At 50.9% G+C, this 13,787-nt stretch carries 14 protein-coding genes and 1 pseudogene; 13 read left to right on the forward strand and 2 right to left on the reverse strand.

All coding sequences use genetic code 11. From position 1 onward, the window contains the following. The first annotated feature begins 9 nt into the window (after positions 1 to 9). The 12 genes and pseudogenes from P397_RS0104680 (at position 10) to P397_RS0104735 (ending at position 9,360) form a co-directional block, all read left to right on the forward strand. Positions 10 to 831, forward strand: a complete 822-nt coding sequence (locus P397_RS0104680; RefSeq protein ID WP_026827608.1) for an ATP phosphoribosyltransferase regulatory subunit — start codon at positions 10 to 12, stop codon at positions 829 to 831. Continuing rightward, positions 832 to 1,440: an ATP phosphoribosyltransferase gene (gene hisG, locus P397_RS0104685; protein WP_012371233.1), complete on the forward strand. Its 609-nt coding sequence runs from the start codon at positions 832 to 834 to the stop codon at positions 1,438 to 1,440. Further along, positions 1,440 to 2,657, forward strand: a complete 1,218-nt coding sequence (gene hisD / locus P397_RS0104690) for a histidinol dehydrogenase (protein WP_028105792.1) — start codon at positions 1,440 to 1,442, stop codon at positions 2,655 to 2,657. The genes hisG and hisD overlap by 1 nt, the downstream gene beginning before the upstream one ends. Then, a complete protein-coding gene (locus P397_RS0104695; RefSeq protein WP_028105793.1) occupies positions 2,657 to 3,628 on the forward strand; it encodes a pyridoxal phosphate-dependent aminotransferase in 972 nt (323 codons plus the stop codon). The genes hisD and P397_RS0104695 overlap by 1 nt, the downstream gene beginning before the upstream one ends. After that, entirely contained in the window at positions 3,601 to 4,182 is a 582-nt protein-coding gene (hisB, locus tag P397_RS0104700; RefSeq protein WP_012371230.1) for an imidazoleglycerol-phosphate dehydratase HisB, read from the forward strand. Before P397_RS0104695 ends, hisB begins: the two co-directional genes overlap by 28 nt. Beyond that, on the forward strand, positions 4,179 to 4,766 hold the full coding sequence (gene hisH / locus P397_RS0104705) for an imidazole glycerol phosphate synthase subunit HisH (RefSeq protein ID WP_028105794.1): 588 nt from the start codon (positions 4,179 to 4,181) through the stop codon (positions 4,764 to 4,766). The genes hisB and hisH overlap by 4 nt, the downstream gene beginning before the upstream one ends. After that, positions 4,739 to 5,443, forward strand: a complete 705-nt coding sequence (gene hisA / locus P397_RS0104710) for a 1-(5-phosphoribosyl)-5-[(5-phosphoribosylamino)methylideneamino]imidazole-4-carboxamide isomerase (RefSeq protein WP_028105795.1) — start codon at positions 4,739 to 4,741, stop codon at positions 5,441 to 5,443. Before hisH ends, hisA begins: the two co-directional genes overlap by 28 nt. Beyond that, entirely contained in the window at positions 5,437 to 6,186 is a 750-nt protein-coding gene (hisF, locus tag P397_RS0104715; RefSeq protein WP_026827613.1) for an imidazole glycerol phosphate synthase subunit HisF, read from the forward strand. The genes hisA and hisF overlap by 7 nt, the downstream gene beginning before the upstream one ends. After that, a pseudogene (gene hisIE / locus P397_RS18170) lies at positions 6,183 to 6,798 on the forward strand (bifunctional phosphoribosyl-AMP cyclohydrolase/phosphoribosyl-ATP diphosphatase HisIE). Before hisF ends, hisIE begins: the two are co-directional and overlap by 4 nt. 223 nt (positions 6,799 to 7,021) lie before the next feature. Then, positions 7,022 to 7,687 carry a PAQR family membrane homeostasis protein TrhA gene (gene trhA / locus P397_RS0104725; RefSeq protein ID WP_026832200.1) on the forward strand — a complete coding sequence of 222 codons (666 nt, stop codon included), beginning with the start codon at positions 7,022 to 7,024 and terminating at the stop codon, positions 7,685 to 7,687. Continuing rightward, the gene (locus P397_RS0104730) at positions 7,684 to 8,358 is read left to right on the forward strand and encodes a TVP38/TMEM64 family protein (RefSeq protein WP_026832201.1); all 675 of its coding nucleotides are present in this window, start codon (positions 7,684 to 7,686) and stop codon (positions 8,356 to 8,358) included. The genes trhA and P397_RS0104730 overlap by 4 nt, the downstream gene beginning before the upstream one ends. An 84-nt stretch (positions 8,359 to 8,442) precedes the next feature. Next, positions 8,443 to 9,360: a proline dehydrogenase family protein gene (locus tag P397_RS0104735; protein ID WP_026832202.1), complete on the forward strand. Its 918-nt coding sequence runs from the start codon at positions 8,443 to 8,445 to the stop codon at positions 9,358 to 9,360. 86 nt (positions 9,361 to 9,446) lie between these two features. On the opposite strand, the gene P397_RS0104740 is transcribed toward P397_RS0104735, so the two are convergent. Together P397_RS0104740 and P397_RS0104745 are read right to left on the reverse strand one after the other, a co-directional pair. After that, positions 9,447 to 10,436, reverse strand: coding sequence for a hypothetical protein (locus P397_RS0104740; protein ID WP_028105796.1), 990 nt, complete (start codon positions 10,434 to 10,436; stop codon positions 9,447 to 9,449). A gap of 91 nt (positions 10,437 to 10,527) precedes the next feature. Next, entirely contained in the window at positions 10,528 to 11,169 is a 642-nt protein-coding gene (locus tag P397_RS0104745) for a class I SAM-dependent methyltransferase (protein ID WP_028105797.1), read from the reverse strand. Positions 11,170 to 11,353: 184 nt separating this feature from the next. On the opposite strand from P397_RS0104745, the gene P397_RS0104750 reads away from it, so the two are divergent. Continuing rightward, positions 11,354 to 13,771: a 3-hydroxyacyl-CoA dehydrogenase/enoyl-CoA hydratase family protein gene (locus P397_RS0104750; RefSeq protein ID WP_035414063.1), complete on the forward strand. Its 2,418-nt coding sequence runs from the start codon at positions 11,354 to 11,356 to the stop codon at positions 13,769 to 13,771. Positions 13,772 to 13,787 lie beyond the last annotated feature (16 nt).

The following is a 13,787-nucleotide window of genomic DNA, read 5'->3' on the forward strand; positions in this document are numbered from 1 at the left end:
AGTGGCGACATGCAATCATTTTCTACGATTCGACTCAAAGACGGGGCGACGGACTACGTCGGGCAATCAGCTGAACGCCTGCAACGTGTCATCCGCCAGCTCGAGGATGGGCTCGAACAATCTAACTATACCCGATTAATCACCCCTTTAATTGAAGAAGTCGGTGGCCGGGAACAAATTCGGATGGATTTTACGACAAGTGTCGCGCGGGCGCTCAGTGAGCGGGGCCGCGAACAATATAAGCGCGTCTTTTACAGTGGTTCGGTCTTCCAGCCGGAAGAAAAGTTCCAAGTCGGATTTGAAGAGCGGGGCGTCATCGCCGAGGTCGAAGCGATCCAACTCGGCGTCCGGTTGATCGAAGAATTGACCGGTAAAGAAGTGACGTTGTCGATCGGCGATGCCGGACTGATTGAACACTTGATTGAAACCCGGGTCGGTGATCACCACCTACGGGATCAAGTGACGCAGATGTTGCGGTTACGGAACGTCATCGAACTGAAACGGATTGCCCGGGAACTCGATGATGCCTTGCTCGCCAAACTCCCGCTCTTGTTTGGTCGGGAAGGGGCGGAACAGATCTTGCCGTATGTCGACGAAACCCGCTTGAATGCCGTCATCGATTTAGCAGACGCCGTCAATGCCGATCTCGACTTCGGACAGATGGGGTTGCAGACATACTATGATGGCGTGACGATTCACGGTTTCATCGAAGGTGTGACCGAGCCGGTATTGGTCGGAGGACGATACGACCGGCTGTATGAACAATTTGGTCAGGAACAACAAGCGTTCGGGATCGGATTTTCCGTCGAACGACTCGCGGAGGTGCTCTAAATGCGGATTGGGATTACGAAAGGCCGGCTGTCGAAAACGACGGAACGGTATTTAAAAGAAGCAGGCGTCGAAACATGGGGGGCGATCGAACGTGAATTGATCGTCAAACGCGGCGAACATGAATTCGTCTTCATGAAAGGATCGGACTTGATTCCGTACGTCGCCCAAGGCGTCCTCGACGTCGCGATCACCGGCAGCGACATCCTGCTCGAATCGGATCAGGAATTGTCGGAACTGGCAGAACTACCATTCGGGATTTGCCGGATGTCGGTTTGTGCGAAAGAGCCGTTGCAGTTCGAAGGCGGACGGCGGGTCCGGATCGCGACCAAATATCCGGTCATCGCAAAACGTTACTTCAGTGAACTGGGTGTCGATGTCGATATCGTGCCGCTGAACGGTTCGGTTGAACTGGCACCATTGCTCGGACTTGCCGATGCGATCGTCGATATCGTCGAAACGGGTGAGACACTCCGGGCGAACGGTCTTAATGAATACGAAAAAATCATCGATATCAACGCCCGATTCTTTACAAGCGAGTGGACGTTGAAACGCAAACGCGTCGAAGTGATTCAATTACTCGAACAGCTGACAGAAGGAGTGACTCGGTAATGGCAACGACAAAAAACTTCAGTGTCGACCGCGAGACGGAGCAAGCCGTCCGGTCGATTCTGGAACAAGTGGCAAACGACGGCGATGCAGCCGTCCGTCGCTATACAAGTGAATTTGACCGTGTTGATTTGACAGACTTCCGTTTGGATGAAACGAAGATTCAAGAAGCGTTTGATCAAGCCGATCCGAATCTGGTCGACTCGTTAAAACTGATGGCGACTCGACTCGTTGAGTGGCACGAACAAGAATTGCCGTCCGACATCGAGCTCGTCGAAGCGGACGTCACCCGTCGCCAACGGTTTGTTCCGGTTGACTCGGTCGGGATTTATGTCCCGGGCGGAGCAGCAAGTTATCCGTCGACCGTCCTGATGAACGCGATTCCGGCTAAAGTCGCCGGCGTCGAACGGGTCGTCATGGTGACACCCGTCACCGGACTCAGCACGGAAGTATTGGTCGCGGCGAAAATCGCCGGTGTGACAGAAATCTATACGATCGGTGGCGCCCAAGCCGTCGCTGCCTTGACGTTCGGTACGGAATCGATTCAAGCGGTTGATTTGATCGTCGGACCGGGTAACCGGTTTGTTGCCGAAGCGAAACGTCAAGTCTACGGCATCGTTGGTATCGACTCAGTCGCTGGACCGTCAGAAGTCGTCGTCATCGCTGATGAGACGGCGCATCCGGACCGGATTGCCGCCGATCTCCTCGCCCAAGCAGAACACGACCGGGACGCCGTCGCGATTGCCTTTGTCCCGACGGAAGCGATGAAAGCCGACGTCGATGCGAACATTGAACGCCGTCTGCAACAGTTACCGCGCCAGGAGATTGCACGCCGGGCGATGGAAAACGGCGGCGTCTTCGTTGCCTCACTTGATGAAGCGATTGAAGAAGCAAACCGTTTGGCAGCCGAACACTTGGAGCTCGCTGTCGCGAACCCGCAAGAGGTCGTCAAGTTGATCCGTCACGCCGGGATGATTTTCCTCGGACACGAAACACCGGAAACACTCGGGGATTATGTCGCCGGGACGAACCACGTCTTACCGACATCCGGGACAGCCCGCTTTGCGTCCGGCTTATCGGCACGAACGTTCTTACGTCACCAGACGATGCTCGAAGCGACACGGGAAGGTGTCGCCCGACTAGCGAATGCCGCGAAAACCGTTGCCCGGGTCGAAGGACTCGAAGCACACGCACAAGCGATAGAAGTGAGGGAGAACTGATGCGACTACACCAAAACGAACGATTTACGGCACACAGTCCGGTTGGCATCGAGACGATCAAACAACTCGTCGAGACGTTTCCGTTCAATGAATATCCGGTCGAAGTCATCGATCAAGTCAAAGCATCGTACAGCGCCTATGCCGGTGTCCGTCCGACGCAACTCGTGGCCGGGAACGGCTCCGACGAACTGATTGGTTACCTCTGTGCCCGCTACGCCGGTCCAGAGTCACCGGTCATCGCCTCGCAACCGGACTTCGTCATGTATCAGTTTTATGCCGACCGCGCACGGGCTGACTTCAGTAAAGTCCCGTTGCTCGACGGGATGGCGCTTGATGTCGATGGACTGCTCGCTGCACCAGGCAACATCATCTTCCTCAGTCACCCGCATAATCCGTCAGGGATCTTGCGGAAGGAACAGGATGTCCGCCGATTGCTCGACAGCGGAAAATATGTCGTGATTGATGAAGCCTACATCGACTTTGCCCTCGAACAATCGATGGTCGCTCTGCTCGACGAGTATCCGAACGCCATCATTCTCCGGACGTTGTCGAAAGCATTTGGTCTCGCGTCCTTGCGACTCGGCTTCCTGATTGCCAGTGAACAGGTCGTCGCGGAAGTCGAATCAATCAAGTCGCCGTATAACGTCTCCGGACTCTCGGCTGCGGTCGGAATCGCCATCATGGCCGAGCCGGAGCTGGATCTCGTCTTGGAAGAGACGTTCGCGAGCCGGGACACGATTGCCCGTCTGGTCGAACCGCTCGGCAGAACGTATCCGAGTGCTGCGAATTTTGTTTACGTTGAATACGACGAAGCTGAACGCTTCACCGAACGTTGTGCCAACGCCGGACTGCGGATCCGTTTGTTTGACGGAGCCTTCCGTGTCAGTTGCGGCTCGACGGAAGCGATGGAAATCTTAGAGAAATGTGTAGAGGAGGAACTGCAATGCGTCGTGGGACAAGTGAACGAGTAAGTTCAGAATCAGAAATCAAGGTGGCGGTCGACCTCAGTGGCGGACCGGTTGAAATCAAGACGGGCGTCGGTTTCTTTGACCACATGTTGACCTTGTTTGCCTTTCAGGCCCGGATTGGTCTGGTGATCGAAGCGAAGGGCGATCTCTGGATCGATGCCCACCATACGGTGGAAGATACGGCCATCGTTCTCGGAGCGGCCTTAACGGAAGCGTTAGGCGACAAAGCCGGCATCGAACGGTACGGCGAATCACGTGTGCCGATGGACGAGACGCTTGCCTCGGTCGTCCTCGACTTCAGCGGTCGTCCGTATACCGTCTTCCTCGCCGAATTCAAAAATCCGAAGCTCGGTGATTTTGATACGGAATTGGCGGAAGAGTTTTTCCAAGGTTTGTCCCGCAGTGCCCGGATGACGATTCATGCCCAAGTCCTCTACGGTTCGAATACGCACCATATGATCGAAGGACTGTTCAAGGCACTGGGCCGGGCTGTCCGTCAAGCGGTTGCCGTAACCGGTGACGGCGTCCCGTCGACGAAAGGACTGATTGACCAATGATCGCGATTGTAGATTATGGTGTCGGCAACATCGCCAACATCGAACGGGCGTTAAAAGAGCTCGGAGAAGCCGTCATCGTCACGAGTGATCTGGAATTGCTCGGACAGGCGGAAGCGCTCGTCTTACCGGGTGTCGGTGCCTATGCCCCGGCAATGGCCCGGTTAGAAGAGACGGGATTGATTGAGTTCTTACAGGAACAAGCGACGAAAAAACCATTCCTCGGGATTTGCCTCGGGATGCAACTGTTGTTTGAATCAAGTGATGAAGACGGCCAGACGCAAGGGCTCGGCATCTTACCGGGAACAGTCGAAAAGTTACCGAGTGACGTCCGCTTGCCGCACATGGGCTGGCACCAGTTGACGAATCATGGCGAAGCGGTTTATTTCGTCCACTCGTACGGTGCCGTCTGTGAACCGGACTGGATCGTCGACTCGGTCGAATACGGACGACTCGTCCCGGCCATCGTCCAAAAGGACTTGGTGACAGGGATGCAGTTCCACCCGGAGAAGAGTGGCGAAGTCGGATTGAAATTACTTAAGGAATGGAGAGAGACGACATGCAACTCTACCCAGCAATCGATTTAATGAGCGGACAGGCCGTCCGGCTCAAACAAGGTGATTTTCAACAGCAGACCTTTTTCGGGGATGCGTTGACAATCGCGAGACGGTTTAAAGAAGACGGTGCGACAGCGATTCACCTGATTGATCTCGATGGCGCAAAAGCCGGTGAACCTCTTCACTTGAGCCTGATTGCGGACATCAAAAAAGAAACCGGTTTGTTCGTCGAAGCCGGCGGCGGCGTCCGCAACATCGAAACGGTCGAAGCCTACGTTGGCGCCGGGATTGACCGAATCTTGATCGGCACCGTTGCGCTCGAAGACGAAGCGTTGCTCGAACAGATGATTGAGCTTGCCGGTGATAAGTTGGCAGTTGCCTTGGATGCCAAAGACGGCATCGTCCAGACACGCGGCTGGCTCGAAGCGAGTGACTGGACGCTCGAGCGGGCGATCGAACACTTGATTCAAAAAGGCATTAAGACCTTTTTATACACGGACATCTCCCGTGACGGGATGATGCAGGGACCAGATGTTGACGGACTCGACCGCTTAAAACGGGACGGCGTTGAACTGATTGCGTCCGGTGGCGTGACGACGGTCGAAGACGTCGCCCGCTTAAAAGAGATCGGGATGGACGGTGCCGTCATCGGTCGTGCCTTGCTCGACGGTTCGTTGTCGTTGAAAGAGGTGCTTCGCGTATGTTGATGAAACGGATCATTCCTTGCCTCGATGTCAAGGAGGGGCGCGTCGTCAAAGGCGTGAAGTTTCAAAATCTGCGCGACCTCGGAGATCCCGTCGCCGTCGCGAAATACTATTACGAACAAGGTGCCGATGAGCTGGTGTTACTTGATATCTCGGCAACACAAGAAGGACGCGACACGATGCTCGATATCGTCGAGCGGGTGGCGGAAGTCATCTACATGCCATTTACGGTCGGGGGCGGCATCAAGACACTGGAAGACGCGAAACGATTGATCCGTGCCGGTGCCGATAAAGTCTCCCTCAATTCATCGGCGTTACAGAACCCGCAACTGATTCAAGACATCAGCCGCTTGTTTGGTGTTCAGGCGACGGTCGTCGCGATCGACGCCAAGCGGACTGGTGATTCGTGGGGCGTCTTCTCGCACGGCGGCACACAAGCCGTCGGACGGGATGCGATCGAATGGGCGAAGGAAGCGGTATCGCTTGGAGCCGGTGAATTGCTCGTCACATCGATGGATGCAGACGGAACAAAGGACGGCTACGATTTGGAATTGATTCAACGCTTACGCGAAGTCGTCAATGTGCCGTTGATCGCCTCCGGTGGGGTCGGGACACTCGAACACTTGGCGGAAGGTCTCGAAGCGGGAGCCGATGCGGCACTTGCGGCATCGATTTTCCACGAAGCGACTTATACGATGCCGGAGACAAAAGACTACTTGAAGGCGAGAGGAGTCGACGTCCGATGATCGAATTGAATTTTTCGAAGGGACTCGTCGCGGCCGTAATTTTAGATGAGACGACAAACGATGTCCTGATGGTCGGCTTCATGGATCAGGCAGCTTACGACAAGACGCTTGCGACTGGACTCGTCACGTTTTTCTCAAGGACGAAAAACCGCCTTTGGACGAAGGGCGAGACGAGCGGGAATACGCTCGAACTACGCCGTATGTGGATCGACTGCGATCAGGACAGTCTGTTGATTACTGTCAAAGCGAACGGACCGACGTGCCATACCGGCAATCGGACATGTTTCTATACAGAAGTGGAGGTGCCGCATGCTACATGAACTTGAACGTACAGTAAAAGAAAAAATCGCGTCACAAGATGAGGCGTCTTATACGAACTACCTGGTCAAAGCCGGGCGGGAAAAAATCGCTAAGAAGTTTGGCGAAGAGGCCTTTGAAGTCGTCCTCGCGGGCGACGACACCCTTGCGGAAGAGACAGCGGATTTGCTGTATCATCTGACGGTGTTGCTTGCTGATCGGGGTGTTTCGTTTACCGACGTCGAAGCCGTCTTGAACGAACGCCACGGAACAAAGTCGACGTTTAAGGATCGACCGGATATCGAACAGTGGTAATCCATGACTCTGCATTCCTCAAACGGGATGCAGAGTTTTTTTGCTGAAAAAAGTGGGAAAACAACAAAGGAAGTGTCATCAAATCGTCAGAACATTTTGATAGGCATTTAGTAGAAAGCGGGCGTATAATCAAGAGCATAGTCTGTTTGTCCAGAAAGTAGGTGTCATCTTGATCACGAAAAAAGAAATCACGAAAACGATCAAAGAACAATCAAAAGAAACAATCGAAGAGTTGCTTGCGAAAGGCGACTCGTTAAAAGAAGAGATTGCTAGTGCGATTACGCACGGACTGGGTGTCATCTTCAGCATCGTCGCTTTAGTATTGCTGGTCCTGCAAGCCTCGAAGTCGGGCAGTGCCTGGAACATCACCGCCGTCAGTATCTTTGGCGCGACGATGATTTTGCTCTATCTGTTCTCGACGTTGATGCACTCGCTGATGCATACGCGTGCCAATAAAGTCTTACAGATCCTTGATCATGCGGGAATCTACTTATTGATTGCCGGGAGCTATACACCGTTCGCTTTGATCACGTTGCGCGGACCACTCGGTTGGACGTTGCTCGGGATCGTCTGGGGAGTCGGGACACTCGGCATCATCTGGAAACTGTATTCGACCGGAAAATATGTCTGGATTTCGAACGCCTCGTATTTGATTCTCGGTTGGTGCTGTCTGTTTGCCATCAAACCGATTTATGAAGCGCTTGGCTTACAAGGGTTCCTTCTCCTGCTTGGCGGTGGACTCGCTTATTCCCTTGGTGTCATCTTTTATGTCTGGGCACGCTTGCCTTACAATCACGCGATTTGGCATCTGTTCGTCCTTGCCGGCAGCGTCTTGATTTTCTTATCGATCTTCTATTACGTCGCACCGGCATCGGCACCGCTGTCTTGAAAAACTTAAAGTTACGGGACTGGCTCCCGTTTACCCTCTACATGCTGATTGGTGTTGGACTGCTCCTCTATTTCCGTTTTTCGGGAATGATGGAGCAGTTTGATATCCAGGCACTATCGGACTGGATTCGCCAGCAGGGTGCTTTCGGCATGTTGCTGTACATATTGGCTTATACGATCCGACCGCTCGTCTTTTTCCCGGCGAGCTTGCTGACGGTCTTTGGCGGTTATACCTATGGTCCGTGGGTCGGGACGATTCTTGATGTCATCGGCGCCGGAACCGGCAGCCTGCTCAGCTTTTGGATTGCCCGCCTGCTCGGTCGGCGCGGGATTGAAAAAATCATCGGCACCGGTAAATTAACAGCGCTCGACGAACGGATTGCGACGAATGGATTTGTCGTCGTCTTGATCGTCCGGCTGATTCCGCTGTTTCCGTTTGACGCGATCAGTTACGCGTCGGGGTTGTCGAAGATTAAATTCCGGCAGTTTGCACTCGCCAGTTATCTCGGCATCATTCCCGGTGCCTTTGTCTACAACAACATCGGTGCGAGTCTGAGGGATCCGTTTTCCTGGCAGTTTTTCTTTGCGATCTTCTTATATCTCTTATTTTTTACTGTCGGTTTTTTTGCACAACGGATGTTACGGAAAAAACAAAACAATGAGCACATGTAAGCGCTTTATGTCATAATATGAATGCAGAGATGTGAACCGACATGGTAAAACAGCCTAGCATTTATTTAGGGGGAGTAATGAGTGATGGAACGAGTATTACGGGATGGTTTTATCTTTTTATCGCAAAACAAGACATTGAATGGTCTGGCGAAACGGTATGGTCTGAAATTCGGTGCGGGTCGCTTCGTCGCGGGGGATTCACTGGAAGCCTCAAAACGCGCAATTCAGGACTTGAACTCAAAAGGATTGTGCGTCACGATGGATCACCTCGGTGAGTTCATCTCGACGGTCGCTGAAGCGGAAATGATGACGCAGGAATGTATTCGTGCGGTGGAAATGATTGCGGAAGAGAAATTAGACTCGCAACTTTCCCTGAAATTGACGTCGCTCGGTCTCGATATCTCGGATGAATTGATTCGCTCGAACATGGAACGGATTTTGACACGGGCGAAAGAAGTCGGCGTTTTCGTCACAATCGACATGGAAGACGAGCCGCGTTGTGAAAAAACGATTCAACTGTTCGAAGAATTACGTCAATCGTTTGATAACATCGGGACGGTCATCCAGTCGTACTTGTACCGGTCGGAAGACGACATCAAACGTGTCGGACGATTCGAGACGAACTTACGGATTGTCAAAGGCGCATATAAAGAGCCGGCAACGGTCGCCTTCCCGGAAAAAGAAGATGTGGACCATAACTACATCAAGCTCGTCAAACTGCAACTCTCACTCGGTAACTACGCCGCGGTCGCGACACATGACGATGCGATGATCGAACAAATTATCCGCTATGCGAAAGACAACGGCATCGGCAACGACAAGTTCGAATTCCAGATGCTGTACGGCATCCGTGTCGAGCGTCAGCTTGAGCTCGTGAAGCTCGGCTATAAAGTCCGTGTCTACGTCCCATATGGTCGTGACTGGTACGGCTACTTCATGCGCCGTTTGGCGGAACGTCCGGCGAACGTGGCGTTTGTCCTTAAAGGCATGGTTAAAGGTTAAAATGTAAAAGGGGAGGAGCCATTTTGGTTTCCTCCCTTTCTTTTTCTATACATTGGATGATTACATACGTATTTGCTAATTTGATATTAAAGTCTTTCAAGTAACTCCGAGAGGTAACCTTCAAATATTTCTATTAGATAAGGAACAGCTAGATAATAATCCTTATAGTCTTTTAAGTTTGTTGTACTTTTAAAACTACCATCATCTAATAAATGATGAGCAGCTGAATTTCGTAATTTTCTATACTCAACATACAATACATATGAATATTCTTTATCAATAAGTTTGTTTTGTTCATTAGCATTGGTAATGTTGTGATTATGTTTATTCTTTATCAATGGTTCTTTATAGTCTTTACCTTTGATACGCTTTGCTTGCTCTTTTTGACCAAAGTGACTTTTAATTAAAGACCTTATCATTTCACAAGCTAAATATAAGTTAAGAAATTTGATTTGTGGATCTTGGGCCGCCAAACCTTTATTATAAAATGATCTTGCATTATCTAATTTTTCTACTCGGATTTTTCCTGTTTGTAAATCCAATTTATTAAAGTGCTTAATTTTATATCTAGCTTCAATAATTGAAAACACGTTTAGATCAAATAATATAAAGAATGAGCTTATTCTTAATGGTGTTTCAAAAGTTAGTGAAAGTTTATTTGTTACATAATTTAGAGCGTGAAACATTGTATTTTGCGCATCGATAAAACTCATTTCATCAAAGTCATTTGTATTGATTTCCATTGATCCGAGACGGCTATCTTTGTTTTTTAATAAATTAACTTGAAATATTCTTTGATTGATTTCAAGTTCCAATTGCTCATTATTATCCATCTTGATATTACTATCACCCCCGCTGTTTAAACTAAAAGGATGATCAAAAAGTGCCTTTCCTACACAATAAGTTGAAGCATTTTGTTTACTTTTTAATTCAGCGTTTTTAAACTCCATTTTTATTTCATAAAAAGCTATACCATTTTCAAATGGCAGTTCATCAGGAGACATTATCATCTCAAAAAAACCTTGATCTGTGAGTCTGGTTTTTAATCCCGGTACATCTATTTTGAAAGGATCCATTTTTATCTCCTCCGAAAAAATACTAGTATTTAACTTTTACAGCAACAATTTGATAGTTACTTTAGATTATTAAAATAAGGTTATGATTTTCTCAAATAAATCTTTGCGTCCGAAACGCAAACAAACAAGAAAACGCATGGGCCTGATCGAGTAACCGGTGTCCGGTCATGACGGCACCTTCTTTTTGAATGACGGTTTCGTCAAGCAACGTCCAGCCGAGTTCATCTGCCAGTTGGACGAGTTCCCACGGCATCATCGTATTGCCCATCGGTGCGTCTTCTCCATGCAGGCGACGGTATGATAACGCTCGTGGTGCCGCCGTTGGTCCAAGCAGACTGATGACGACAAGCGGCGAAACGCGGCTGATCTCTTTAAGCACCGTGACGGGACGCGTCGACCATTCGAGTGAATTGACGGCAAGGACGACATCAAACGTATCATCCGAAAACGGTAACGCTTCACCGGTTCCGACGACGAAGTCGAGTGCCGGTGATTTGTCACGGGCGATCCGGATCATCTCTTCCGACAAATCCAGTCCTGTGACCTGAAACGCGTCCGCGAGTAACCGGCAAGCCGCGCCGTCGCCGCATCCTAAGTCGAGTAAGTTGCCGGACGTGATGACGGATTTCAGAAACGGAATGATCGTTTTCCGGCTGCCTGTCGTCCACATCATCTCCGATCGTTCCGCCCAATCCGTCGCTTTTTGATCCCATAATTGTTCCGTCGGTTTCATGAGAATTCCCCCTTTGCCTTCAGTCTAACAGGAAAATTTGACCAATAGCTGATTTTTTATTGCTACTGAATGATAATTCATTTATGATGGAGAGGTAGAAGGAAGCAGTGGAAAAACGGACGGCTTCTTTTTTTGTCAGAATAATGAATGGTTGTTCATTCAATTACGAATCAGGGGGTCTATCATGGCGAGTCAAATCGGTCAGCCGACCACAGTACACACGACGAAACATATTCAATTCGCCGTCATTATCGGTTCAGGGGTCATGGGTGCAGGGATTGCCGCACACCTCGCGAACGCGGGAATCCGGACATTGATGCTTGATATCGTACCAAAAGAATTAACCGCGCAGGAGACGAAACAAGGATTGACGCTGGATGATGCAGCAGTTCGTTCACGGATTGCCCGTGACAACCGGCAGAAGTTACTCAAACAAAATCCGGCACCACTGGCTTCGAAGCAATTACTCGATTTAATTGAAGTCGGAAACCTTGAAGACGACTTGGAACGCCTCAAAGAAGCGGACTGGGTGATTGAAGTCATCGTTGAACGGCTTGACGTCAAACAACAGTTGTTTGCGACAATCGAACCGTTCTTGCGCGAAGATGCGATCGTCAGTTCCAACACGTCAGGGATTTCCATCGAAGCGATGCGTCAAGGACGTTCGGATTCCTTTAACGCCCGGTTCCTCGGGACCCACTTCTTTAATCCGCCACGTTACTTGAAGTTACTTGAACTGATTCCGACAAGTGACACGGATCCGGAAGTCGTCCGGTTCATGAAACAGTTTGCAGAAGAACGTCTCGGTAAAGGGGTCGTCATCGCAAAAGATACACCAAACTTCATCGGCAACCGGATCGGCACATACGGTCTGCTCGTCACACTGGATGAGATGAAGAAGGGCGGCTATTCGATCGGGGAGGTCGATTCCGTCACCGGACCAGTACTCGGTCGTCCAAGCTCAGCGACGTTCCGGACGCTTGATGTCGTGGGGATCGACACATTCGTTCACGTTGCGAACAACGTCTACGACTTGTTACCGGATGGAGCGGAAAAAGACACGTTCGCCGTGCCGGCAGAAATGAAACGGTTGGTCGACGAAGGGTCACTCGGAGCAAAGTCGGGACAAGGCTTCTATAAAAAAGTCGGCAAACAAATCCTAGAACTCGATCTTGCCACTTTTGAATACGTCGAAAAGAAAGCGCTTACTGAACCGTCGATTGGTCAAGCAAAAGCTCTTCCGGGCGCCAAAAATAAACTGAAAGCCGTTGTCTTTGCGAAGGACCGTGTCGGTGCCCTGCTGTGGCCGATCCATGCGAAGACGTTACTGTACTCGGCTCAACTGACACACGAAATCGCGGATGACATCAAAGCGATTGACGAAGCGATGAAATGGGGCTTCGGGTGGAAAATGGGACCGTTCGAGACATGGGATGCGCTCGGCGTCGAGAAGACGGTCGCGAAGATGAAACAGGACGGCTACGACGTACCGGCTTGGGTCGACGAGATGCTTGCGTCAGGCGTCACCAGCTTCTACAACGAAGACGGTCAGTTCTATGATGCGCAGACACAAACGTATGTCGGCAGTACTGTCAATCCGAAAGAAATCCGCTTACGCGACGTCCGCAAATCAAACGGCGTCCTGCTTGAAAACAACGGTGCCCGTCTGCTTGATCTCGGAGACGACGTGGCAGTCCTTGAATTCACGTCGAAGAGTAACGCAATCGGCGTCGACATCATGCAGATGATCGAACAGTCGATTGATCTCGTTGAAAAAAATCACCGGGGTCTTGTCATCGCAAATGACGGCAAAAACTTCTGTGTCGGGGCGAACCTGGCGATGATGTTGATGGAAGCAGAGGATGAAAACTGGTTCGAACTCGACTGGATCATCAACAAGTTCCAGCAGTCGATTCAAAAAATCCGTTATGCGTCGCGTCCGATCGTCGTTGCACCGCAAGGGATGACACTCGGCGGCGGAACGGAAATTTCACTTCCGGCAGCCCGTTTGCAGGCCGGTCTTGAAACGTATATGGGACTCGTCGAAGTCGGTGTTGGTCTGATTCCGGGAGGCGGCGGGAACGTCAACACGTATCGTCGTCTGCTTGAGAATACACCGGACGGACTCGTCAACATCGAAAAAGCCGCGCAGAAGACGTTTGAGAACGTCGCGATGGCGAAAGTCTCGAAATCAGCCTTTGAAGCACGGGAACTCGGCTATGTCCGGACCGTCGATCACATTTCAATGAACCGGGATCACCTGACGCATGATGCGAAACAACTGGTGCTTGAGCTCGACCGGACCGGTTACACGGCTCCAGCCCGTTCCCGGATTCCAGTCGTCGGTCGTGCCGGGAAAGCGACGCTTGAACTCGCAACCCGCGAGATGTTCTACGGCGGCTATATCTCGGAACATGATTTAAAAATCGCAAGTAAACTCGCACATGTCATTGCCGGTGGGAATGTCTCGTTCGGCACACAGGTCGATGAGCAGTACATGCTCGATATCGAACGGGAAGCCTTCCTGAGCTTGATTGGTGAGATGAAAACACAACAACGGATGCAGCATATGCTTGTCAAAGGCAAGCCGCTCCGTAACTGATGACTGGGGGGATTCG

It is taken from the genome of Exiguobacterium undae DSM 14481, from assembly GCF_000620805.1.
Classification (GTDB): Bacteria; Bacillota; Bacilli; order Exiguobacteriales; family Exiguobacteriaceae; genus Exiguobacterium_A; species Exiguobacterium_A undae.